Source organism: Henriciella litoralis, assembly GCF_002088935.1.
GTDB lineage: Bacteria > Pseudomonadota > Alphaproteobacteria > Caulobacterales > Hyphomonadaceae > Henriciella > Henriciella litoralis.
The window spans coordinates 299,691-323,293 of the sequence record NZ_NCSS01000006.1 but is presented as its reverse complement, the minus strand read 5'-3'; the positions used below and the strand labels follow the sequence as shown (position 1 = coordinate 323,293).

The 23,603-nt window shown below is 56.9% G+C and carries 24 protein-coding genes and 4 tRNA genes; 4 read left to right on the top strand and 24 right to left on the bottom strand.

The window, feature by feature from the left end; genetic code table 11:
• Window positions 1–10 precede the first annotated feature (10 nt).
• The 16 genes from B8783_RS05260 to B8783_RS05185 form a co-directional block, all read right to left on the bottom strand.
• A complete protein-coding gene (locus tag B8783_RS05260) occupies window positions 11–610 on the bottom strand; it encodes a NuoB/complex I 20 kDa subunit family protein (protein ID WP_139792254.1) in 600 nt (199 codons plus the stop codon).
• Window positions 580–954, bottom strand: a complete 375-nt coding sequence (locus B8783_RS05255) for an NADH-quinone oxidoreductase subunit A (protein ID WP_139792253.1) — start codon at window positions 952–954, stop codon at window positions 580–582. The genes B8783_RS05260 and B8783_RS05255 overlap by 31 nt, the downstream gene beginning before the upstream one ends.
• A 190-nt stretch (window positions 955–1,144) precedes the next feature.
• Window positions 1,145–1,219 (bottom strand) — tRNA-Phe (locus B8783_RS05250).
• An 87-nt stretch (window positions 1,220–1,306) separates the two neighbouring features.
• Window positions 1,307–2,560, bottom strand: coding sequence for a pyridoxal phosphate-dependent decarboxylase family protein (locus B8783_RS05245; RefSeq protein ID WP_233355678.1), 1,254 nt, complete (start codon window positions 2,558–2,560; stop codon window positions 1,307–1,309).
• Window positions 2,561–2,588: 28 nt separating this feature from the next.
• Window positions 2,589–2,665, bottom strand: a tRNA-Arg gene (locus B8783_RS05240).
• A 10-nt stretch (window positions 2,666–2,675) separates the two neighbouring features.
• Window positions 2,676–2,981 carry an ETC complex I subunit gene (locus B8783_RS05235; protein ID WP_084418779.1) on the bottom strand — a complete coding sequence of 102 codons (306 nt, stop codon included), beginning with the start codon at window positions 2,979–2,981 and terminating at the stop codon, window positions 2,676–2,678.
• 20 nt (window positions 2,982–3,001) lie between these two features.
• Window positions 3,002–3,078 (bottom strand) — tRNA-Pro (locus B8783_RS05230).
• A gap of 44 nt (window positions 3,079–3,122) precedes the next feature.
• Window positions 3,123–3,554, bottom strand: coding sequence for a PaaI family thioesterase (locus B8783_RS05225; RefSeq protein ID WP_084418777.1), 432 nt, complete (start codon window positions 3,552–3,554; stop codon window positions 3,123–3,125).
• Window positions 3,544–4,008: a DUF192 domain-containing protein gene (locus B8783_RS05220; RefSeq protein WP_084418775.1), complete on the bottom strand. Its 465-nt coding sequence runs from the start codon at window positions 4,006–4,008 to the stop codon at window positions 3,544–3,546. The genes B8783_RS05225 and B8783_RS05220 overlap by 11 nt, the downstream gene beginning before the upstream one ends.
• 62 nt (window positions 4,009–4,070) lie before the next feature.
• Window positions 4,071–4,589, bottom strand: a complete 519-nt coding sequence (locus B8783_RS05215) for a cold-shock protein (protein ID WP_084418773.1) — start codon at window positions 4,587–4,589, stop codon at window positions 4,071–4,073.
• 101 nt (window positions 4,590–4,690) lie between these two features.
• A tRNA-Glu gene (locus B8783_RS05210) sits at window positions 4,691–4,765 on the bottom strand.
• A 77-nt stretch (window positions 4,766–4,842) separates the two neighbouring features.
• On the bottom strand, window positions 4,843–6,519 hold the full coding sequence (gene recJ, locus B8783_RS05205; protein WP_233355677.1) for a single-stranded-DNA-specific exonuclease RecJ: 1,677 nt from the start codon (window positions 6,517–6,519) through the stop codon (window positions 4,843–4,845).
• 115 nt (window positions 6,520–6,634) lie between these two features.
• Window positions 6,635–7,591 (bottom strand): class II fructose-bisphosphatase, encoded by a 957-nt coding sequence (glpX, locus tag B8783_RS05200; RefSeq protein WP_084418769.1) that lies wholly within the window; start codon window positions 7,589–7,591, stop codon window positions 6,635–6,637.
• Between the two features lie 48 nt (window positions 7,592–7,639).
• Entirely contained in the window at window positions 7,640–8,926 is a 1,287-nt protein-coding gene (locus B8783_RS05195; RefSeq protein ID WP_084418767.1) for a homoserine dehydrogenase, read from the bottom strand.
• A gap of 5 nt (window positions 8,927–8,931) precedes the next feature.
• The gene (locus B8783_RS05190; protein ID WP_084418765.1) at window positions 8,932–10,152 is read right to left on the bottom strand and encodes an LL-diaminopimelate aminotransferase; all 1,221 of its coding nucleotides are present in this window, start codon (window positions 10,150–10,152) and stop codon (window positions 8,932–8,934) included.
• Between the two features lie 49 nt (window positions 10,153–10,201).
• The gene (locus B8783_RS05185; protein ID WP_139792252.1) at window positions 10,202–10,543 is read right to left on the bottom strand and encodes a hypothetical protein; all 342 of its coding nucleotides are present in this window, start codon (window positions 10,541–10,543) and stop codon (window positions 10,202–10,204) included.
• A gap of 344 nt (window positions 10,544–10,887) precedes the next feature.
• On the opposite strand from B8783_RS05185, the gene B8783_RS05180 reads away from it, so the two are divergent.
• On the top strand, window positions 10,888–12,690 hold the full coding sequence (locus B8783_RS05180; RefSeq protein WP_233355676.1) for a PHA/PHB synthase family protein: 1,803 nt from the start codon (window positions 10,888–10,890) through the stop codon (window positions 12,688–12,690).
• Here the strand turns inward: B8783_RS05180 and argC are convergent.
• From argC to rplM, 3 genes are all read right to left on the bottom strand, one after another.
• The gene (argC, locus tag B8783_RS05175) at window positions 12,648–13,691 is read right to left on the bottom strand and encodes an N-acetyl-gamma-glutamyl-phosphate reductase (protein ID WP_084418760.1); all 1,044 of its coding nucleotides are present in this window, start codon (window positions 13,689–13,691) and stop codon (window positions 12,648–12,650) included. The two genes, B8783_RS05180 and argC, sit on opposite strands and share 43 nt — an antisense overlap.
• 85 nt (window positions 13,692–13,776) lie before the next feature.
• On the bottom strand, window positions 13,777–14,262 hold the full coding sequence (gene rpsI, locus B8783_RS05170) for a 30S ribosomal protein S9 (RefSeq protein WP_084418758.1): 486 nt from the start codon (window positions 14,260–14,262) through the stop codon (window positions 13,777–13,779).
• Window positions 14,263–14,267: 5 nt separating this feature from the next.
• Window positions 14,268–14,732 (bottom strand): 50S ribosomal protein L13, encoded by a 465-nt coding sequence (gene rplM, locus B8783_RS05165; protein ID WP_084418756.1) that lies wholly within the window; start codon window positions 14,730–14,732, stop codon window positions 14,268–14,270.
• Window positions 14,733–14,768: 36 nt separating this feature from the next.
• Here rplM and B8783_RS05160 point away from each other — a divergent pair, with 36 nt between their 5' ends.
• Entirely contained in the window at window positions 14,769–15,791 is a 1,023-nt protein-coding gene (locus B8783_RS05160; RefSeq protein WP_084418755.1) for a hypothetical protein, read from the top strand.
• Here the strand turns inward: B8783_RS05160 and B8783_RS05155 are convergent.
• A complete protein-coding gene (locus tag B8783_RS05155) occupies window positions 15,751–16,791 on the bottom strand; it encodes a COX15/CtaA family protein (protein ID WP_084418753.1) in 1,041 nt (346 codons plus the stop codon). The genes B8783_RS05160 and B8783_RS05155 overlap by 41 nt on opposite strands.
• Before the next feature lie 93 nt (window positions 16,792–16,884).
• Between B8783_RS05155 and B8783_RS05150 the strand changes: the two genes are divergently transcribed.
• Window positions 16,885–17,088, top strand: coding sequence for a DUF2842 domain-containing protein (locus tag B8783_RS05150; protein WP_084418751.1), 204 nt, complete (start codon window positions 16,885–16,887; stop codon window positions 17,086–17,088).
• Here B8783_RS05150 and B8783_RS05145 read toward each other — a convergent pair whose 3' ends face one another.
• Window positions 17,089–18,072: a phosphatidylserine decarboxylase gene (locus B8783_RS05145; RefSeq protein ID WP_084418749.1), complete on the bottom strand. Its 984-nt coding sequence runs from the start codon at window positions 18,070–18,072 to the stop codon at window positions 17,089–17,091. It lies immediately after the preceding gene.
• 11 nt (window positions 18,073–18,083) lie between these two features.
• Complete coding sequence (locus B8783_RS05140) at window positions 18,084–19,910, bottom strand: ABCB family ABC transporter ATP-binding protein/permease (RefSeq protein WP_233355675.1); 1,827 nt, start codon at window positions 19,908–19,910, stop codon at window positions 18,084–18,086.
• 115 nt (window positions 19,911–20,025) lie between these two features.
• Here B8783_RS05140 and B8783_RS05135 point away from each other — a divergent pair, with 115 nt between their 5' ends.
• Window positions 20,026–20,589, top strand: a complete 564-nt coding sequence (locus B8783_RS05135; RefSeq protein ID WP_084418745.1) for an LOG family protein — start codon at window positions 20,026–20,028, stop codon at window positions 20,587–20,589.
• On the opposite strand, the gene gltX is transcribed toward B8783_RS05135, so the two are convergent.
• Both gltX and B8783_RS05125 read right to left on the bottom strand, forming a co-directional pair.
• A complete protein-coding gene (gltX, locus tag B8783_RS05130) occupies window positions 20,590–21,933 on the bottom strand; it encodes a glutamate--tRNA ligase (protein ID WP_084418744.1) in 1,344 nt (447 codons plus the stop codon).
• On the bottom strand, window positions 21,933–23,591 hold the full coding sequence (locus B8783_RS05125; RefSeq protein ID WP_084418742.1) for an NAD+ synthase: 1,659 nt from the start codon (window positions 23,589–23,591) through the stop codon (window positions 21,933–21,935). The genes gltX and B8783_RS05125 overlap by 1 nt, the downstream gene beginning before the upstream one ends.
• Window positions 23,592–23,603 lie beyond the last annotated feature (12 nt).

Genomic DNA, 23,603 nt, shown 5'->3' with positions numbered 1-23,603 from the left:
ACCCTTTCGCCTAGCGCTCAATCGAGCCTTCGCGGCGGATCTTCTTCTGAAGCTGCAGCATGCCATATACGAGCGCCTCTGCCGTTGGTGGGCACCCAGGAACGTAAATATCAACCGGCACAATCCGGTCACAACCCCGCACGACGGAATAGCTGTAGTGATAATAACCACCGCCATTCGCGCACGAGCCCATAGACACAACATAACGCGGCTCTGGCATCTGGTCGTAAACCTTGCGAAGCGCGGGCGCCATCTTGTTGGTGAGCGTGCCGGCAACGATCATGACGTCAGACTGACGAGGTGACCCCCGCGGCGCCATGCCGAACCGCTCCAGATCGTAACGCGGATTGCCCGCCTGCATCATTTCGACGGCGCAGCAGGCAAGCCCGAACGTCATCCACATCAGAGAGCCAGTTCTGGCCCAGGCGATGAGGTCATCTGCCTTCGCGGTGAAGAAGCCCTTATCAGCAAGGTGATCGGACAGTCCGGCGAAAAACGGATCGTCGGCGCGCACATCGTGCCCGCCTTCAACGCCGCTGCGTCCAGCGCCTAATGCGTATGGCTTGAAATCGTCGGCCATTATTCCCACTCCAGCGCGCCACTGCGCCATTCATAGATGAAGCCTACGGTCAGCACGCCCAGAAAGGCGACCATTGACCAGAAACCGAACACGCCGATCGCACCAAGCGATACGGCCCACGGAAACAGGAAGGCGACTTCGAGATCGAAGATGATGAACAGAATCGCGACGAGGTAGAATCGCACGTCGAATTTCATGCGCGCATCGTCAAAAGCATTGAAGCCGCACTCATAGGCGGAATTCTTTTCCGGGTCAGGATTGGATGGCGCCAACACTGCCGATCCAATGATGAATAGCAGCGAAATAATAACGCCAAGCGCCAGGAACAGGATTACCGGAAGATAATCGAGGGCAAAGGCTTCAATTTCGGTCATTGAGGTCAACTCCTCGAGAGCGTGTCATCGAAGCGTCGGGTTAGGACGCTTTCGTAACAATAGCAACATGTCAGCTTCACGATTGATAGGCCCTTCGCAGCAAAAATTGCTGCGCATGCGTGCGGCGAGGCGACGCGCCTTGCCAGCATCGTCAACGGCGAACCCGCACTGACCTGATTGTTGGAAAGAATGGTGCCCGGGGGCGGATTTGAACCACCGACACGCGGATTTTCAATCCGCTGCTCTACCCCTGAGCTACCCGGGCAGGCCGCTTGGGAAACGGCGTCATAACGCTGCTCATGCAGGTTGTCCAATACTCTGTCTGAAGTTTTTGCAGCCCCGGTCATTTCAGCTAGCTGTAACGCGGCTTTACCGCCTGTTTTCCACCCTCTCCTCTGCGAACAAGTTCACAGACTTCGGCCAGATCGGACAGGTAGTCGTCAATAAAATCGGCGTGCGCTGGCGACAGCATAAGGTGAAGACTCGGTGGCTCCTTCGTCACCGAAGTGAACCATCCTCGGGCATACATCTCCCCGTACAATGCATAGGCATGAAGATCAGGATGCCGGAATGCGATCAGGCCAAGCACAGGCGAGCCAAGAATTTCGAACCCAAGCCGTTTTACGCCGCGTTCGACGCGCTTGCGCGTGTCACACACCTTGCCCTGTAGCCAACAATAACCGTCTTGCCCGAGAAACCGCATGATGGCCCAGGCCGCTGAAATTGCACCACCCGGCCGGGTCCCAGCCAGCGTTGGCGTTTTCATCGGCGCGCCAGACCAACCCGCCATGTCGAATGGCATGAAGCTGTAAAGCTCTTCTGACCTGAACAAGACGGTTGAGGCGCCTTTGGCCGCATATCCATACTTGTGAAGATCGGCGCTCATCGAATGAACGCCCTCATTCTCGATGTCGAACGACGGAACTGGCTCACCATTCATCTTGGCGAAGGGCGCGAAATATCCACCGACACACGCGTCCACGTGAAGCCAGAGGTCTTTTTGGGTCGCGAGATCAGACAATGCCGGTATTGGATCAATGATGCCATGCGGGAAATTAGGCGCAGACCCGACAATCATGATGGTGTCGTCGTCACAGGCAGCCTCCATGCCCGTGCAGTCGGCCTCATAGGATCCATCAGTCTTCAGCGGGACACGGCGGACCTCGATGTCCATGAGATGAGCCGCCTTGTCGAACGCCAGATGCGCTGACTGCGGCAGCACAATATTGCCAACTGACAAGGCTCTGCCTTTAGATCGCGCAAAATCTCGAGCAGTTTTGATCGCCATCGTAATCGAATCAGTACCGCCGGAGGTGATTGCACCTGCGGCGCCAGAAGGCGCGTGCAGCAGGTCGAGCGCCATCGACACGACCTCCCTTTCCATCTGCGCCAAAGACGGAAAAGCGAGCGGTCCAAGACCGTTTTCTGACATGAATGAGGTGTAGGCCAACTTCTGGAGACGTTCGATCTCCAGTCCGGCATTAAAGACGTAGACCGCCGTTTTGCCATCTCGCCATTTGGCGTCATTAGCGCCGCGCTCAACAAGTTCAGCCTCAAGCTGGTCCTGCGTCATTCCCTGTTCGGGTAATCTGATGCGTTTCTCCATGGCTGGAGAATAGCAATATCAGCCGCAATGGCGACCCCTACAGGACTTGAACCTGTAACCGTCGGATTAGAAGTCCGGTGCTCTATCCAGTTGAGCTAAGGGGCCGGGATTGATCTCAGTGCGTCCAGGGCTGTTTGCGATCTGGCGCAAAATTTTCTGAGTAGGACTTTACGAGTCGTTTCGGCTCTCTTGGCTCATCTACTGTGAAGGTGAGCTTTTCGCGCTTGGCAAAATCAATCGCCTGCTCGCGTGTATCAAAGTGCAGGCGAACCTGTCCGGTTGTATCGTTGATACTTGTCCAGCCCATCAGAGGGTCTGAAAACCGGTCATCACCAGAGCGGAACTCCAGGACCCATTCACGTGTCTTCCCGCGACCGGACTGCATAGCAGTTTTCCGGGGCTTATAGATACGTGCATCCATTGGGGGCCTCCGTTTTTCGATGGTCGGAGCGAGAGGATTCGAACCTCCGACCCCCTGATCCCAAATCAGGTGCGCTACCAGGCTGCGCCACGCTCCGACATCGGAGGCCCTTCTATGCAGACACGTCGCTGCAGGCAAGCCCTATTTGGCTGTTCTGCGCAGTGTTCTGAAAGTTGCGTCAGCTCGGGCCACCAATCCGCCCTTCACTGTTAGGTCTGCCGACACATGAACGATGCCATTATCGACGGATTTGATAACAGGTGTGCCCTCCAGCCAGTTCCCGGGACGAATCGTTCCGAAGAAGCTGGTGGTCAGTTTGAGGGTAACGGACATTTTCCTGGTGGCATGCCAGACTGCATAGGCAAGCGCGCCATCCGCGAACGAGCTTACCATTCCACCGTGCATGAAGCCCATGCTGTTGCAGTGGCGCTCAAGAACCCAGATGCCACTTCTCAGATCACCTTTTGCCGATGCGCGACAAACAGGGCCGTTGCGGGTCGTGAATGGACCGCGCGATTTTGAAGCTTCAAACCCTTCGGGCGGCGGCCGATTCTCAAATTGATCAGTGGGCATCGTTTCCGAAGACCGGATGCAGGACCGTATCACCTGGCTCAATGCCAAGCTCCGCAGCGCGGCCTCCGTTGATTTCCAGAACGGCTTTGACAGGCATGCCTGGAGAGATGGTCCGGAGCGAGCCCGGGACGGTATTGCGCGCAATCATCTGGACTGAACCATCAGACGTGATGAACAGCATGTCGAGAGGAATAAGTGTGTTCTTCATCCACATGGCCGGCTCTCTTGGACTGCCGAAATCAAACAGCATGCCGGCATCTTCGCCGAGCGTCTCCCGATCCATCAGCCCGAAAGAGATTTCACTTGGTTCATCCGCAAGCTCAACGGTGAACTCGTGAGCTCCATTGGCTGACTCGATCGTGAGATCCGATGTTTCCAGCGTTTGAGCTGTTGCGGCAGCGCCTGCCGTCGCGAGAACGACACTGGCGATCAGGGAGAGAAATGCGGTTTTCATGCCGATTGTGTAGCGTCAGTGCGAGACGCGCACAACTGCGAAGCGCAACTCATCTGGCTGCCTCAGTCCGTATGGATACTCGAAACAAATTCACCTTTTGCGCCATCACTGATCGAGACCCGAATTTCCTTTCCGGCTTCGATTGAATCGACACCGCCTCGCCTCAAAACGGAAATGTGCACAAAGATGTCGGCCTCGCTGCCCGTTCTATTGACGAAGCCGAAGCCTTTTTCGTCATTGAACCACTTCACTATCACCAATTCGGGCTCAGGTGCCTCTCCGCGCTCCTTGGCGATTATCGCCTTCGGACGATCCATTTCGATGATGTGCTCAACTTGCCAGCCTCTTTGGCCTTTGACGGCGTCGCAAATGATTCGCGCGCCCTCGTCGGCATAGCTTTCGCCATATGTCCGCAGGACGGACACATGCAGCATGACATCGCCCGTCAGATCTTCGGATGACACTGAATCGGGAACGACAAAGCCGTACCCCTTGGCGACATCAAACCATTTGACCGCGCCAATAACCCTTACAGCAGGATTTGATCCATTGTCTTCAATTGGAGAATTGAAAGCATTCATCTACCGCCCGTCCCTGTGGGTGATGATAGACAAATTGATTCGGCAAAGTCATCCCCGATTGGGGAAACTATTTTCAAATTTATGGAAGATGGTGTCGAAAGTGGCACTCCCTAGGGGAATCGAACCCCTCTTTCCAGGTTGAAAACCTGGCGTCCTAACCGATAGACGAAGGGAGCGCTCTGCTCGAGGGCGTGCGTATAGCTGTAGATTTCTGGAGGTTCAAGTCAGCAATCAGCATGCCTGCCACTTTTTGTCAGTTGGCATCCGTGACAGCTGCATCAAGCACTTCGAACTGAACTCTACGGCGCCCGTTCCACTCATCCGCTTTCAGGCGCCCAACCAAGCTGAGATTGCCGCCAGCGAATGCTGCGTCGCCCAAGGGCGTATCGGCAAAACGCCAGGCCAGACATTCAATTGTCGTCCCGCCATCCGAAGCCTGGAACTTCAGATGATTCTGTCCGATACGACGCGGCGCGATCACTTTGATATCTTTCATCGCAAAGACAGGCTGCGGCGCGCCCTGACCAAAAGGCCCAAGCTTGTCCAGCATGTCGCAAAGCTCAATGCTGGCTGCGCTTGGCGACAGGATACCATCCACCTCGAGCCGCTTGGCTTCTTCACGCTCGCTCTTGAACGCCGCCATGTGCTCACACATCCAGGCGTCCAGCGCAGCGATCCGATCAGGCGCCACACTCAGACCGCCAGCCATCGCATGGCCGCCGCCTGACAGGATGATGCCTTCGCTCGCCGCCTGTGAAATCGCCCCGCCAATATTCACACCACGCACTGAGCGGGCAGATCCCTTCGCAACCGGACCGAGATCATCTCCCCACCCAATAACAATTGTCGGCAAATGGAACCGGTCCTTGATCCGGCCGGCAACGATCCCGATCACGCCCGGATGCCATCCTTCTCCAGAGACGATCAGCACGCCTCGTTCCGGATTCGCCTCTAGCTGGCGCTCGGCTTCAGTCGTTGCAATCTCCAATATGTGCGCCTCGACGGCCTTACGCTCATCATTCAGGCCATGAAGCCGCTCAGCGAGTTCGAGCGCCTCCTGGCGATCATCTGTCGCCAGCAGCTTCGCTGCGAGCCAGGGATCACCGATTCGCCCGCCGGCATTCAGCCTCGGTCCAAGCACAAAGGTTGCATGATAAACGCTGTCCATCACACCGATGCCGGCGACATCAGCCAGCGCCCGAAGGCCCGGATTGCCACTACGCGTCATGATACGCAGCCCCTGGCGCACAAATGCGCGATTAGCATCGCGCAGGGGCGACATGTCGCAAAGTGTGCCCAGAGCGCACAGGTCGAGCCACTGAAGCACGTCAGGCAAGCCTTCAGGCGGCGCCACATTGCGCCTGCGTGCTTCCGCATTCATCGCCACCAACATCACGAACACCACGCCAGCAGCGGCGAGATGGCCGTATCCCGACGTATCATCGGGTCGATTCGGATTTACCAGAGCCGCGGTATGAGGCAGCTGCGCGCCCATAAGGTGGTGATCAATCACGATCACCGGCAAGTCGATGTCACGTGCCGCGTCAAGCGCTGAGGTCGCCGCTGCGCCGCAATCTACAGTGATTACAAGTTCCGCCCCGGACTTCTTGAGGTGCCGAAAGGCTTCAGGGGACGGCCCATAGCCTTCTGTGAGACGGTCCGGCACATAAAGGCCAAGCTCGCGCCCCCACGCCCTGAAGTAGCGCGCTAGCAGAGCAGATGACGTTCCGCCATCAACATCATAATCGGCAAAGACGGTGACATCGCGCCCATCGAGGATCGCATCCAGCATGAGGCCGGCAGCTTTTTCCATATCCTGAAACGAGGACGGGTCAGGAAAGGTCTCTTTCAGCGTTGGATTTAGGTAGCCATCTGCCGAATCAGGGCCGACTCCGCGCTGATCCAGAATGCGGGCGATGACATCTGGCAAGGATGTAGCCAGAGACAGCTTTCTGATCGCCTCCTCATCTGAAGGCGTAAGCGTCCAGAACCGCCCAGTGAGAGAACGCTCGACCCCGTAGAGATAAGTCTCCGGCGCCACGGGTTCAGGACGTACGATGTCGAGAGTTGATTTTCCGGACCATGCCGTCCGCAGAACTCATCACAAGCGTATCAGTGATCGTCCAACCATTCCGGACAATGACGCCATCGACCAGGCCGCCTTTCGTGACGCCCGTTGCGCAAAAGACGGTTTCGTCGCTCGCCAACTCATCAAGTTTATATTTGCGATCGAAATCGGTCAGCCCAACGCGGCGCGCGCGCGCCTTTTCGTCGTCATTGCGGAACACCAAACGTCCATGCATCTGACCACCTACGCATTTGAGCGCTGCTGCCGCGAGCACACCTTCCGGCGCACCGCCCTGGCCAATATAGAGATCAATCCCCGTATCAGCATTCGTTGTATCGATGACGCCGGCAACATCGCCGTCAGATATGAGCCGGATCCGAGCGCCGACACTTCGCAGGCTCTCGATGATGTCACCATGCCGTGGCCGGTCCAGTACACACGCGGTCATTGACGAGACAGGTCGGCCTGCGGCCTTCGCGAGTTCTGAAACATTCTCAGCCGGTGTCGCATCAAGGTCGATCACATCAGAGGCATATCCCGGACCAATTGCGATCTTGTCCATATAAGTATCAGGGGCGTGCAGCAGTCCGCCTTTTGGGGAGATCGCAAGCACGGCCAAAGCGTTAGACATTGCTTTCGCAGTCAGGGTCGTTCCCTCAAGCGGGTCGAGTGCGATATCGATTTCGGGGCCGTTCCCCGTGCCGACCTCTTCGCCAATATAGAGCATTGGCGCTTCGTCCCGCTCACCTTCGCCAATAACGATACGGCCCTTGAAGTCGACGCCGTTGAAAGCCGTTCGCATGGCGTCGACGGCAGCTTGATCAGCTGATTTCTCGTCTCCGAGTCCGGCCAGCTTTTGCGCAGCGATGGCAGCGAGTTCAGTGACCCGAACCATCGCATCGGCCAGATGAGGTACCAATACACTACGCGTCATACAAACACTCCAGACGGTAAAACCGCCTGCTCCCCTACCCTAGTTGTTTTAGTCTGCGGACGCTTCAATCGCCATGATCTGAGGCGTTCCGATATTTGACTCCAGCGACTCGAGCCGTTCCCGCGCAATCCCGATTTCCCGCCGCGAGCAAATATGCGTCACGATGGCGATTGGAGCTGCACCGTCATCATCGGCTGAATCCTGAAGCAGCTTGTCGACCGACACGCCAGCATCCGCCAGCGCTTCAGTCAACTCAGCCAAAGAACCAGCCCGGTCCCGCAGACGGACCCGTACAAAATAGGCAGATTTCTCGTCAGGTTCCGCCATCACGAATTTGCGCACATCATGATGATCCGCGCGGCCGAAGGCCGGACGAGCGATCGGATTAAACAGCTTCGCGACGTCCCCCATCACGGCGCTGGCCGTCGGCCCCGGTCCTGCGCCAGGGCCTGTAAGCGTCACCGCGCCAAGAGGATCCCCTTCAATACGGATCGTATTCAGGCTGCCATTTACGCGCGCGAGCGGATGATTAACGGGCAGCGCATATGGCTCAACGCGGCAGACCACTCCGTCCGACGTGATCTTGCCTTCTGCAATCAGTTTGATCCGAAGGCCAAGACGATCGGCGAGGTCGAGGTCGAGTAACTCGACACCCTCAACACCGCGGACGGAGACTTTCGAGAAATCGAGATCTGCGGAGAAGGCGATTGCTGCCAGAATTGCGGCCTTGTGAGCGGCATCCATACCAGACACATCCAGCGTCGGATCAGATTCCGCATAGCCGAGACGCTGAGCTTCAGCGAGAACCGACTCATAGGTTCGCCGCGTCGCAAGCATCTCAGTCGTCAGGAAGTTACAGGTCCCGTTCAGAATGCCCGTGACGCGCCGCACGTCGACGCCAGCCAGAGAGTCTCTCAACACACGAACAACAGGCACACCGCCAGCGACCGCCGCTTCAAAAAGAAGGTCAACGCCCTGCTCACGTGCGAGCTCAGCGAGTTCCTGACCATGCATCGCGATAAGGGCCTTATTGGCCGTGATAACCGCTTTTCCGGATTTCAGGGCGGTTTCAACCGCGACTTTCGCCGGCCCATCAGAGCCGCCAATCAATTCCACAAACACGTTGACGGAATCATCTGCAGCAAGGCGTGCAGCGTCATCAAACCATTTGTAGTCCTCGACATTGACGGGACGATTTCGGCTGCGATTGCGAGCCGTAATGCCAGCAATTTCGACTTTGCCAGGCAAACGCAGGCTGTCCTGGCGTTGCACCAAGTCTACCAGACCACATCCGACATGGCCCAATCCAGCAATTCCCAGTTTCAAAGTCTTCAAGGCGGCTACCCTCCGGTGTCAGCTTCAGCAAAGGTGTTCCTGCTATCAGCTTCCCTGGATTGAAGAAACCTCTTGATGTTGCGTGCGGCCTGACGAATCCGCTGCTCGTTCTCAACCAGCGCAATCCGCACAAAACCATCCCCACGCTCACCGAAGCCTGCACCCGGCGCGACCGCAACGCTCGCCTCGTTGATCAGGGCCAATGAAAAGTCGAGGCTTCCCATGTCCTTGCACTGGGGCGGTATCGGCGCCCAGCAGAACATAGATGCGGCCGGCACCGGGATGTCCCAGCCTGCCCTTGAAAAGCTCTCGATCAGCGTATCGCGTCTGGAGCGGTAGGTTTCACGCATCTCAACAACACAGTCCTGCGGACCGTCCAGTGCCGCGCAGGCCGCGACCTGGATCGGTGTGAAGGCGCCATAGTCGAGATATGACTTCACGCGGCCAAGCGCGCCAATGAGGCGCTCATTGCCTGCGGCAAACCCGATTCTCCATCCCGCCATCGAATAGGTCTTGGACATCGTCGTCGTTTCAACAGCGATATCTCGAGCCCCGTTCACTTGCAGGATCGATGGCGGAGGATCGTCGAAATAGATTTCGTTGTAGGCAAGGTCCGAGAGAATATAGAGGTTGTGCTTCTTCGCGATCCGGACAGCTTCTTTGTAGAAGTCCAGGTCAGCAACGGCCGCCGTCGGATTGGAGGGATAACATACGACCATCGCAGTTGGCGGCGGCACGCTGTAACGTATCGCATTCTCGACATTAGCAAGGTATTGCTCAGGCGTATGAGCCGGCACACCCCGGATAGATGCGCCCGCAATAATGAAGCCAAACGAATGCAGTGGATAGGATGGGTCCGGCGCCAGGATCACATCGCCAGGTGCGGAAATAGCCTGAGCGAGGTTTGCAAAACCTTCTTTTGAGCCGAGCGTCACAATGACTTCCCGGTCCTTGTCGAGCTCAACGTCAAACCGGCGTTTGTAATAGTTCACGAGCGAACGCCGAAGTCCGGGTATGCCGCGCGAGGCCGAATAGCCGTTCACGTCCGGTTTGCGAGCCGTTTCACAAAGTTTGTCGACAATATGCTTGGGCGTAGGCAGATCCGGGTTGCCCATACCAAGGTCAATGATGTCGGCACCTTGCGCACGCAGCGCTGCCTTCTTGCGATTCACCTGTTCGAAAACATAGGGTGGAAGACGTCTGATTTTATAGAATTCACCGGCCATTAGGGCTCTCCCGGTGCTAGAGGAAACGATTGCGCTTGATAAATGATATCTAGCGTCGCGCTCGGGATCGATTGAACTTTGCCTTCAGCGCGGCAACTTCTTCATCGGTCAGGAAATCCGCTCGCACATTCATTTTCTCAACACTGGCGCGCTTCACGTCGCCCCACTGCGAAATGGCTTCGGGTGTCAGATAAGTCGGCGCCGAACGCGGGCTCTGAAGCACGCTGACAAGGAGCGACTGATTGACCTTGCGAGTGCCGGACAATTCAAATTTCGACTCCCGATAGGTGGAATTGACCGGCACGCGGCCAAGATCGGGATAGCCATCTCCTGCAAGTTCCGTCTGACGCGCCTCAAACCAGCCCGGCGTGGAACTTCTCACATCAGACATCTGATCAAATGCGCCGGTGCAACCGGTGCACAAAACCACGCCTAGTAAAGGAAATAACTGAATTCTTTTCATTTCTTGGGTGCCGTCATCATTCCTGCAACATTTCACTCCTATATGTGTTCGTGTAGAATGGCGAGAATAAGGTGATGAAAAGCTCAAAAGACATGCAAGAAACCGATGACCAAACACTGAATGCTATTTTGGCCGAACAAACTCCGGAACAGCTTCAAGCTATTGGACTCGCACTTGCCGAAGCCGCCGCTGAATCCCAGGCCCTCTTGCGGGACGTTTTGGCGACAAGTCGGCCAGCCGACGATATGTCGTCGCAGTCGGATCCGTTTGGCATGTCAAGCACCTACGGCAAGCTGGGTCAGTCACTCGCAACCAATCCCCAGGCGCTGCTAAGTGCCAATCTCGATTTGTGGACCGGATGGGTAAACCTCTGGAAAGACTTCACGAGCGGCGAAATTGAGGACGCCAGTGACCGCCGGTTTAGTGATCCCGAATGGTCCTCCAACCCAGCATTTGAGTTCATGCGGAAAGCCTATGAGCTGAACTCCAAATGGATGATGTCGCTTCTTGAGTCAGCGACGGACCTGTCAGCGTCGGAAAAACGCAAGGCGCAATTCTATACGCGCCAGACGATCGATGCCCTTTCGCCTAACAATTTCTTCGCCACGAATCCGACGGCCCTGCGCGCAATGCTGCAATCTGGCGGCCAAAGCCTTGTCAGCGGCCTTCGCAACGCCCGCGCCGACATCGCTAAAGGCCAGGGCCGTCTGTCAATCAGCCAGTCTGACGAAACGCCATTTGAAGTCGGCAAGAACGTCGCAACTGCGCCCGGAAAAGTCGTCTTTCGAAACAAGCTTATAGAGCTTCTGCAATTCGAGCCGACTACCGAAAAGGTGTACGCCAAGCCGCTGCTGATCTTCCCACCATGGATCAATAAGTTCTACATCCTGGATCTTCGGGAGGAAAACTCGATGATCCGCTGGCTGGTTGGCCAGGGGCTCACTGTCTTCGTCGTCTCCTGGCGATCGGCGGATGACGAGCTGCGAGACCTTACCTGGAACGATTATGTCCAGTCAGGCCTGTTCCCGGCGGTTCAGACAGCAATTGATCTGACGGGCGCAACAGACATCAACACGGTCGGGTATTGCATTGGCGGCACGATGCTGACGAGTGGTCTCGCCTATATGGCAAAGACCGGTGACAAACGCATTTCGTCAGCCACCTTCTTCGCGTCCCAGTCCGATTTTAGCGATGCCGGTGACCTTATGGTCTTCACCGATCCGGAATCCCGAGCAAGCATTCAGGGCGTCATCGATTCTCACGACAACATCATGCCCGGTGAAATGATGGGAGAGACGTTTAATTGGCTCCGGCCCGTTGATCTTGTCTGGCGGTATGTCGTCGACAATTACATGCTCGGCAAGAAACCTCGGCCGTTCGACCTGCTGTTCTGGAACGCAGACCAGACCAACATTCCCGGTCACACGCACATGACCTATCTAAATGACCTCTATGGCGAGAACCTTTTGGCACGCGCCAAGTTTGAGGTTCTTGGCGAGACGGTCAGCATGCGGGACATCACCATCCCGGTAACGATCCAGGCGAGCCGCGAAGACCATATCTGCCCGTGGCATTCCATTTATCGCGGCGCTCAGTGCTATGGCGGCGACGTCAATTTTGTCCTTGCTGGCTCAGGCCATATCGCGGGCGTGGTCAATCATCCCAATAGCGGAAAATATCAGCATTGGACGAATGACGGCCTGAAGGGATCGCCGGAAAGCTGGGTCGCGAGCGCAGACGAAGAAAAAGGATCCTGGTGGCCAACCTGGTGGGAGTGGCTGGAACCAAAATCTGGCGACCTCGTCGACGCCAAACCGGTCAAGGATGCTGGACTTGGTGCCGCGCCCGGCACGTACGTCAAAATGCGTCTCGAAGACATTCGCGCCGGCAAGAAACCTGCGACTGAGTACGCCTCTGCAAAAGCCGCCCAAAAGTCTAAGACAAAGCCTGCCTCAAATGGGGCGGCAGCTTCGACAGCTGGAAAAGCCAAGACGTCGCCCAAGACCACGAAGAAGACGACGAAATCGAAACCTCAGGGAAAGAGCGGCAAGAGCACGTCCAGCCCTAAAGCCTGATCCCAGCCCATCATCAAATTCAGATTCTGGATTGCCTGACCGCTTGAGCCTTTAACGAGGTTGTCGATAACCGCGATAACAATCACGCGCCCTTTTGCCCGGTCTGGAAAAACAGCGATTCGGCAGTCATTTGTCCCGCGAACGTGACGCGTATCAGGCGGCGGAGAACCCAGCGGCAGCACCGAAACGAATGGCTGGTGCGCATATGCGGTCGCAAGCGCAGCGTGAATCGCATCCACGTCGCCGCGCAGATGACAGGTCACATGTTCGCCGCGCGTCATTGGCAGAAGGTGAGGCGTAAACGTCACCTCGATATCGTCGAGCCCTGCTCTCAAATTGAGCTCCTGCTCGATCTCAGGCGTATGGCGGTGCGTACCAACACCATAAGCGTGCGTACCCTCACCAACTTCACAGAAGAGATTACCCTCTTTCAGTCCGCGGCCCGCACCCGAAGCCCCTGACTTTGCGTCAATAATGATCGCATCACGGTCGACAATCAGAGGATTCATCAGCGGCAGAAGAACCATCAATACGGCCGTTGGATAGCAGCCCGGACATGCAACCAGATTCGAGCCCGCAATCTTGTCGGCATACTGTTCACTTAGCCCGTAAATAGCCGCCCGCGCGCGCTCAGGCGCGATGTGCTCACGACCATAGGCCGCCGCATAAGCAACAGGGTCTCTGAACCTGTAATCGGATGAAAGGTCTACGATTTTCACATGCTCTGGCAGGGTCTCGATCAGATCCTGGCTCGTCCCATGTGGTAGGCATCCAAAGGCGACATCGATCGACTCCCATTCAACATCATCGGCTTTGACAACATCGAGGTCCTGCGAGCCGCGCAGATGAGGAAAGATATCGGACAGTCGTTGGCCAGCCAGCGCGTTGCCAGTCGCCGCTACCGCATTGACGTGAGGGTGATTCTTTAACAGCCGAACAGTCTCAGCGCCTGTATAACCAGACGCGCCAAGTACCGCTGCTTGCATTGGTTTATCGCTCATGTCCGCCTTCTTTGCACATAGGATCCAAAAAGAAAAAGGGCGCCTCTTTCGAAGCGCCCTTTCAAGACCAGAATAGTTTCGAGGCCTAGCGCTTCGAGAACTGGAAGCTACGACGCGCTTTCGCACGGCCGTACTTCTTACGCTCAACGGTACGCGGGTCACGGGTCATGAAGCCGAATGGCTTCAGAACGGCGCGAAGACCTGGCTCATAATTGACGAGCGCGCGAGCAATGCCGTGGCGCACAGCGCCAGCCTGACCGGAAAGGCCGGAGCCCTTCACCGTACAGATGACATCAAACTGCGTGCGGCGATCAGTTTCAATCAGCGGCTGCTCAATAACCATACGCAGTACTGGACGGGCAAAATACTGCTCCTGATCCTTGCCGTTCACGGTGATCTTGCCAGAGCCTGGCTTGATCCAGACGCGAGCAGTTGCCGATTTACGACGGCCAGTACCATAGGCACGGCCCAGATCGTCAATCTTTGGCTCAGCGACAACAACCTCTGCGGCTGCAGTTTCTCCGCCGGTGACGGACTTCAGGTCTTCAAGCGAATTTGCAGTGTCGGACATATTGCTTAGTCGTCTCTCTGATTCTTGGTGTTCATCGACGCGTAGTCGACGGTTTCAGGCTTCTGAGCCTCATGTGGATGCTCGGTGCCGGCATAGACGCGCAGTTTTGAGAACTGCTGCTTCGCCAGTGGGCTTTCGCCCGGCATCATGCGCTTCACAGCCAGTTCGATAGCGCGCTCTGGAAAGCGGCCACCGAGGATCTTCTCGGCCGTGGTCGACTTGATGCCGCCCGGATATCCGGTGTGGCGATAATACGTCTTATCACGCAGTTTATTGCCCGTGAAACGAGCCTTTTCTGCATTGATAACAACGACATGGTCGCCAGTATCGATGTGTGGAGTGAAATCAGCGCGATGCTTGCCGCGAAGCCGTTTTGCGACATATGAAGCAAGGCGACCGACGACAACGTCTGTTGCGTCGATAACGATCCACTTGTTCTCTACGTCAGCTGGTGCGTTATAAGTCTTCATTGCTCCTCGGGAGCCTCTCAATCGGAGTGTTGGAATATGTTCAAGCGCCCGCGTTTAAGCGCGCAGACCTTCCCTGTCAACGCAGGTATAGCGGGTTTCCTGCTTTTCTATGCTGCATCTTGTTCCGGGCCGCAAGAGCCGACAGAAGCACCGGCGGAGCCTGCTGAAACCGAAACGGTGGCAACAGAAGCCCGTCCCCCTGCTCCCGCCAACTCGCTGCCGGCCGTCTGGTCCACGCGTGAGCTGGACGCCCCCGTCCGTAGCATCGGAATCGCTGGCGGCGCTGGTTCGACCTTTGCTGTCGCTTATGATGGCGGTGGACTGCAGATATTCGACTTCGATGGCGACCGTATAACAGAAGTGTCGGATCATGATGTCCTCGCCCTCAGCGACGGGCGATATGCCATGCTTTCAGGGACACCGGTAACGGTATTTCCCGGTATCGCTGCCGATGGCCAAATAAAAATTTGGATCCATGGCGGGAGCCTGGCCGAGGCCATTCAATATGACCTCGTCAGTGACCAGAGCGGTTCAGCCATAGGATTGTGCTCGTCACCGACAAGCTCAGACGCCGGCGCCCTCAGCAATCTCGCCTATTGGACCGAAGAGGCCCCCGAGACGCTTGTCTTGGCATCGGTTAGCCAATCCGGCGACGAGCTGGTGCTTGAGACAACCGGCAGCGTGGCATCTGATTCGCCAATCACCGCCTGTACCGTCTCGGGCGATCAAGCCACACCCTACTCGGCACCAATTGTTGGCGCTGCAAGCCTTGAACGGCGCGGACGCCAGACATCCATTCTGGTCGACCGTAGCGGAGACATCTCACTAAAGATCGGCGATGGCGATCCTGTTGAATACGAAATTCTGAATGGGATAACGGTTGTCGTTCCCGACGAACCAACCGCCCTCGCCGCAACCGGCGATGCACGAGGCGGAGGGTACCCAGGCGGAATCGTTGTCATCGGTGGCGCAGTTGCGCCCGGCGATCACCGCGTCGTGCTCGTAGACCCTAGCAAGGTCACGATGACGGCGATCGAAGTTCCGTCGGCGTCCGACTGATCCACATCAGTCGGATTGCTGCGACAAAAACAATAACGCCAAGGGCCTGGTGAACGATTGCAAGCTGGAGCGGCGCGCCACTGAGTAGCGTGCCGATTCCCCACACTGCTTGCAGCGTCACCAGCCCGCCAAGCCAGACAAATTGGCTTCGCGCCGCTGTTCGCCAGCTAAGCCAAGCGGACGCCATAGCGAGCGCCCAGATAATGTAAGCCAGAATACGATGGTTGAACTGCGTCGCGGCCCTGCCCTCGAACAGGCTGCGCACGCCAAGCTGGGTCTCAACATAGTTTGACGGAACAAACTCGCCATTCATCAGAGGCCAGTCCGTATAGGTACGCCCAGCATCCAGGCCTGCCACCAATGCGCCGCTCGCCATCTGCACTGTGATGAGAATCGCGAGGATGATGGCGAATTTACGCAGAAGCGGCTTCACTTGAACCGCTGATCGCCGTCCAAGATCAAGCCACAGCCACGCCGTGTAGCCGATAATGATCAGCGCCAGTACGAAATGCGTCATCAGTCGGTACGGCGCAACATCAAGACGATCTGTTTCACCAATCCCGCTCGACACCATCCACCAGCCAATAGCGCCTTGAAGACCGCCAAGCGCAATCAACACAAGCAAGCGCAGAGACAGGTTGCGCCCCATCCATTTGCGTGCCGCAAAGACAATGAACCCACCGATAGCGACCAGTCCGATGAGACGGCCGAAAAGCCGGTGTCCCCATTCCCACCAATAGATGTACTCGAACTCGCCGAGCGTCATATTGTAGTTCTGCTGCTGGAATTCTGCGGTCTGCTTGTACTTATCAAACTCGGCCAGCCAGGCTTCATGGCCGATCGGCGGCAAGGCTCCGCTGATCGGGTCCCATTCCGTAATCGACAATCCGGAATCCGTGAGCCGGGTCATACCGCCGATCAGGATCATCGCATAAACCATGACCGCAATCAGGATCAGCCACCTGCGGATCCAAACGCGCCCTGTTTCAGTCTTTGCCATCTGTCTCATAGCGCCCTATCTGACGGTCTAGTAGCAAAGAGCAAGACGCCACGCCGTCGCACATGTCCGCATCGGCAAACTGGAGACGCAGAAATGAAGAAAATCACCACAGGCGTCGTCATTCTACTTTTTATTGCGTTCTGGATATTCCTCGCTGGCACAATCGGCTCGAAGCTCACCTCGGCGCCGCAATGGGTGCAGCTGGTCTTCTACGTCATCGCGGGCGTCGCCTGGGTGTTGCCGCTGAAGCCCATCCTGGCATGGATGAACCGCCCCGACGAACGCAGCGCCGACTAGTCAGTCTTTCTGCGGATCACCAGAGAGTTTACGCGCTTCGCGCCTCAATCTGGCGAAAACAGATGCGGTTTCTTCATCGCCCGAGCGCGGCTCTTTCGGTGCCTCTTCTGCAATTGTTGGCGGCACAGTTTCCGGGCTGACAGGATCGGTTGCGTCTGTTTTCGACGGGAGCAACGGCGCTTCAGGCACATCTTCTTCAACCACCTCAGCAGGAATGACTTCGGGAGCCGGTGAAACAGCGACGGGGTCGCTGTCCGCGGTATCATCAGGCGCGTTCAAGCTTTCGCTTGCTGAACTGACTATTGACCAGAGAAACGTCTCGCCCCCGATGAGCGTGCGACCGGGCTCAACCAGTATGCTTCCGGCGGCATCGGAAGGAACGAACACATCGCACCATCCACCGAGCCGGCGGATGGCGATCGTCTTGCCAGCCGTCACACGGTCTCCAGCATCGGACTTAACATCCAGCCGCGGACCAAGTCCGCCGGTGATCACCTTTATGCCGACCCGGCTGTGTTCGCCGGCCAGCGTCATGAACAGCTGACTTAGATCCTCATCATCCGGATTGAGGGCCGCAACAGCTTTGGCTTCACCCTCTTTCTCGAAAATAGCATCAATCAGCCCGCCGACCGGTGCATGGATATTGTTGGCCGAAAACGGGGACGTCGAAATGCGGATACGGTGCGACGATTCGGCGAATTTGATCTCTTCCGGCGGATCGACCTCTTCAATCGAGACAACCACGCCATCACACGGCGCGACCATTACATCAGGATCGTCCGGCGTTACACGCTCGGCGGTGCGGGTCGCAAAAAGAAACATTACGCCCGGCACAAACGCCAACCAGAAAAGCGGAGACCAGATCGTACCGAGCAGAAGTGCTAGTAGCCAGCCGAGCAGGAAGCCGACCACGCCTTCGAGATCGAATCCGCTCTGGCGCCATGGAAACGTTTTGTGAGCCAGTGATTTGCCGGGTCCTGCCATGTTATCCAATCCTATGCGTCTATAACGGCCGCGAGCTGATCGCGCGCGACCTGCCTCTGCCACATCTGTGCATATTTGCCATCGGCCTGCAAAAGTTTCGCGTGCGATCCGCGCTCAACAATCCGGCCTGCCTCAAGCACGACAATCTCATCTGCATTCTGAACGGTCGACAGTCTGTGCGCCACCATCAGCGTGGTGCGGCCCTTGGATGCTTCGTCCAGAGCGCCCTGAACGGCCGCCTCGGTTGCACTATCCAGCGCCGATGTGGCTTCGTCGAGAACAAGAATCGCCGGGTCGGCCAGAATAACGCGCGCAATCCCGACACGCTGCTTCTCACCGCCCGATAGTTTCAGACCACGTTCACCAACCGGCGTATCCCAGGCATCGGGCAAGGCCTCGATGAAATCCAGCAATTGGGCTCGGCGTGCCGCATCACGCAAATCATCAAGTGTCGCGTCGGGGCGCGCATATGCGATGTTTGCTCGTATTGTATCGTTGAACAGAACGACATCCTGCGGCACCAGGCCTAACGCGTTGCGCAGCGACGTCTGGGTCAGCTTGCGAACGTCAATGTCGTCTACGCGAACGGCTCCCTGATCGACGTCGTAGAACCGGAACAACAATTTCAGCAACGTCGACTTGCCGGCCCCCGATGTCCCGACAAACGCGATCTTCCTGCCCGGCTCCACATGGAAGCTGATGTCGGCAATACCAACTGTCCGCGCATCATGGGTGAAGCTCACATTTTCAAACTCGACCCGTCCTTTTGGCTTCTCGAGCGACATCGCATCAGGCGCATCCTGAACCTCTGGCACCATCGCCAGAAGCCCGTGCAGTTTCTCAAGATCGACCGCGCCCTGCTTGATCTCTCTCCAGGCCCAGCCGAGAATGTTCAGCGGCGCGTAAAGACTTAGAAGAACGAGCATGACCGCTGTCAGATCGCCGACCTGCATCGTGCCTTGATTGTAGTTCCAGGCGGACAAAGCCAGCACGGCAAGAAGCCCAGCATTCATGACAAATGCCTGCACGCCGTTAAGTAGATACATGCTACGAACCGCCTCGACATATCGGCGGTTATAACGGCTCATCGCCGCATCATAGCGGTTGGTTTCGCGGGTCTCGGCGGCGAACGCCTTCACAGTCTCAAAATTCGTCAGCGTATCAATTGAGACCGCACGCAGTTCGGTATCGGCGACATTCATGCGCCGTCGTTGGCGCACCCGCCACTCGGTAATAATGACCGTCGCGATGACGTAGACAATGATCGTGAAGATCGCGATCAGCGACAGCCGATAGTCATACGCTGCCCCGAGCGCAATTGACGCAAGCGCGAGGCGCACAAATGTGGGGCCAATGTTGAAAGCCAGAAACCGGATGAGATAATCAATCGCGCTGGCGCCGCGCTCAATCACGCGGTTCAAAGCGCCCGACCGGCGCGTCTGGTGGAAAGCGAGCGACAGCGATTGCGCGTGGCCAAATGCATCCACACAGGCCACGCGCTGCGCATCCTGACTAACCGGACTGAAAAGTGCATCGCGGATTTGCGGCAAGACGGCTGCCAGAAACCTCAACCCGATCGCCCACGCGATCCAGACAATGGCGATTCCCAAAGCAGGTGCGTGCCCGTTCTCGCCAGCAACCTTGTTAATCGCATCACCCAAAACGATCGGTGAAACCACTTCGAGCACGGCAGCTGCCAGGGTCAGAATAATGGCGATGAACATGATCGGCCGCCACTTCGACAGTTCTGGCCGTTTCAACAGATGGATGATTCGAACGATAGAGGCGTTTAGTCCCCCGTCCGCCGATTCGATCTTGTCGGGATTTGCGTCGTGCACGTTTCCATGTCTCATCGTCGCCATATGGGCGATAAACAGTCCGGAGAACAGGGTTTGTCTGGCCTCGGCACAGACATTCAACTAAATGGCGGACTGAAACAGGAATTATACCCGAATGCCAAAACTGAAATCTGTCTGTGTTTACTGCGGCTCATCGAATGACGTGAAGCCAGCCTATATCCAACTCGCCAAGGATCTTGGCCGCGCCCTTGCCGAGAAGGATCTTCGGCTTGTCTATGGCGGCGGCGGCGTTGGCCTTATGGGCGCTTGTGCACGTGCCGTTCACGAGGCGGGCGGCGAAGTGCTCGGCATCATGCCGAAATTCCTGCTGCAGAAAGAGCGCATTTTTGAAGACGTTGAGCACGTCATTGTTGATGACATGCACACGCGTAAGCAGATGATGTTCGATGAAAGCGACGCCTTCATTGTATTGCCAGGCGGCATCGGCACGCTCGAAGAGGCTGTCGAAATGCTGAGCTGGGCGCGTCTTGGCCTGCATGCCAAGCCAATGGCCTTCCTCGATGAGGACGGCTTCTGGGCACCCTTCTTCGAACTGATGAACCACATCATCGACGGCAAATTCACACCCGAAGAGTTCCGCGCCACGCTCGTGCACGAGAATACGCCTGAGGCGGCAATCGCGGCGCTTAAGGACAGGTTGGTTACGCTGAGCAGCTAGCTAGGCGTTCGCCAATCGGCGCACGACCGCTTCGCGGCCGATGAGTGGCAACAGCACGCCCATGTCGGGCCCATGCTCCTGTCCGGTCAGCGCCTTGCGGAGCGGCATGAACAGTCCGCGCCCCTTGCGACCAGTTTGCTCTTTCAGAGAAGACGTCCAGGTCTTCCACGTCTCAGCTGTGATCTCACCATCAGGCAGGAGGTCTCCAGCCTGGGAAATGAAATCGGCATCCTCATCATCGACCACTGGCTCAATGCGCCCATAGGCAATATCGGCAAAGGGCTTGGCATCATGAACGGTCTGGCAATTTTCGCGGACCGCAAGCCAGAACGTCTCGTTCGCTGCTTCTGGAGAAATTGCCTTCAGCTGCTCTTCAACCGCCGCGAATGGCATTGAATGCAAGAGCGTCGCGTTCAGAGCGAGCAAATCCTTCTCGTCGAACTTTGCTGGCGCGCGGCCGATCTTGGAAAAATCGAAGTCTGCCGCAAGCGCCTCATGCGTTTCACGCACATCGATATTGTCGCTCGTCCCAAGTTTTGCGAGCAGCGACAGGATCGCCATCGGCAGGATGCCCCGCGCTTCCAGCGTGTCCATGCTCAGCGAACCGAGGCGTTTGGAAAACGCGCCGCCTTCGGCATCGACCAGAAGCGGCGTGTGCGCCATGTCCGGCGCCGTGCCGCCGAGCGCCTTGAAGATTTCAATCTGCGCGCCTGAATTGGTGACGTGATCTTCACCGCGCACGACGTGGGTAATCTTCGCGTCGATATCATCGACAACAGATGGCAGCGTATAGAGGTAGGAGCCATCCTCGCGGATCAGCACCGGGTCGGACACGCTGGACGTATCAATGCTCTGCTGTCCGCGAACAAGGTCATTCCATTCAACGCGATCGCCGGACAGCTTGAAGCGCCAGTGTGGCTTGCGGCCTTCGGCTTCGAGCTTCGCCTTGTCTTCATCTGTGAGGTTAAGGGCAGCTCTATCATAAACCGGCGGACGGCCACGCGAGAGCGCGATCTTGCGTTTGCGATCTAGTTCGTCAGCGGTCTCATACGCGGCGTAGAGCAGCCCCATGTCACGAAGCTTGTCAGCGGCGGCATCATATTGTGCGAACTTGTCGGACTGATTGAACGTGTCGTCCCAGTCCAGACCGAGCCATTTGAGATCGGCCTTGATCTGGTCTTCATTCTCTTTGGTCGAGCGTTCCGTATCGGTGTCGTCGACGCGCAGGATAAACCTGCCGCCCTGCCCCTTCGCAAAGAGCCAGTTGATCAGCGCGGTGCGGACATTGCCGACATGCAGCTTGCCAGTCGGCGATGGAGCGAATCTAACGGTTGGAGACGTCATCAATCATCCCTGAAACGGTTGGTAATCGGATAGCGACGGTCGCGCCCGAAATTCTTGCCACCGACCTTCACGCCGGGCGGCGCCTGCCTACGCTTGTATTCGGCAAGATACAAGAGATGCTCGATCCGCTTAACAGTCGCCTCATCATGCCCGCGCGCCATGATCTCGCGAATGTCTTCTTCCTCATCGACAAGACCGCGCAAAATGTCGTCCAGTTGATCATAAGGAGGCAGCGAGTCTTCATCTTTCTGATCTTCGCGTAGCTCGGCCGATGGCGGCTTGGTGATGATCCGCTCTGGAATCACCTCACCTGTTGGCCCGAGCGCGCCATCCGGATGGTTGAGGTTGCGCCATTTGCAAAGCTCGAAGACTTCAGTCTTGTAGAAATCTTTCAGCGCATTGTAACCGCCGCACATGTCGCCATAGAGCGTCGCATATCCAACGGCCATTTCAGACTTATTGCCGGTCGTGACCACCATATGGCCAAACTTGTTCGACAGCGCCATCAGCGTGACAGCCCGCAGACGCGACTGAATGTTTTCTTCCGTCGTGTTAGCCTCAAGGCCTTCAAATTGCTCGGCTAGCATCTCATCCAGTGCGTTCACGCCCGGCCGGATATTGATGATGTCATACCGCGCGCCCAATGCTTCAGCGCAAGCCTTGGCGTCCTCAAGACTGTCTGACGAGGTATATTTCGACGGCAGCATCACACACCAGACGCGATCAGCGCCCAGCGCATCGACGGCAATCGCCGCGGTGAGCGCACTGTCGATTCCCCCTGACATGCCAAGCACGACGCCTGGAAACTTGTTCTTGTTGACGTAATCACCAAGCGCCAGCGTCGCTGCCCGGTACTCCATGTGCCAACCGTCATGGTCCAGCCTGCAACCTTCATCTTTCAGGACCAGTTTGCGGCTCTCCAGATCGAACTCGACGAGCTCTGTCCCCGACACAAACTGGCCAATGAGTCCGCAGCGTTCGCCATGGGTCGTGTTCGTCACGTAGGAGCCGCCGTCAAAAACCAATTCATCCTGTCCGCCTACCTGGTTGACGAAGATGTAGGGCATGCCAAGCCCGCTCCAGCGATCAAACGCCTCGGCGCGCTCTTGGTGAATGCTACGCCGCCACGGCGACCCGTTCGGAATAATGAAGAGCTCTGCGCCTGCTGCCCGCGTTGCCCGCGGCACGCGTTCGAACCAGACGTCTTCACAGATGGCGAGGCCGATTTTAACGCCTTTAAGCTCAACGATGACGGCTGGCGACGTGCCTTTGTCAAACAGACGCTGCTCATCGAACACACCGTAATTTGGCAGTTGCTGCTTGTCATAGCGCGCTTCAACCTTTCCGCCCGCGCAATAGACGGCAGAATTATAGAGCGCGCCCTCTTCGGCCCATGGTGAGCCGATGACGAAGGCCGGAAGGTCGACGCTTTCTCGCGCCAGCTCACGTGCGGCATGCATGCAGTCATCGACCGCGCTTGGTTTCAGCACGAGGTCCTCTGGAGGGTACCCAAGCAGAAACATCTCGGCAAAGACGACGAGATCAGCCCCGCGTGAGGCGCCTTCTTTCAATGTCTTGCGCGCCATTTCGAGATTGCCGTCGATATCGCCGACAATCGGGTTCAGTTGCGCAACAAGGATCTTTAAACTGTCAGACATGGCGGTGACTTA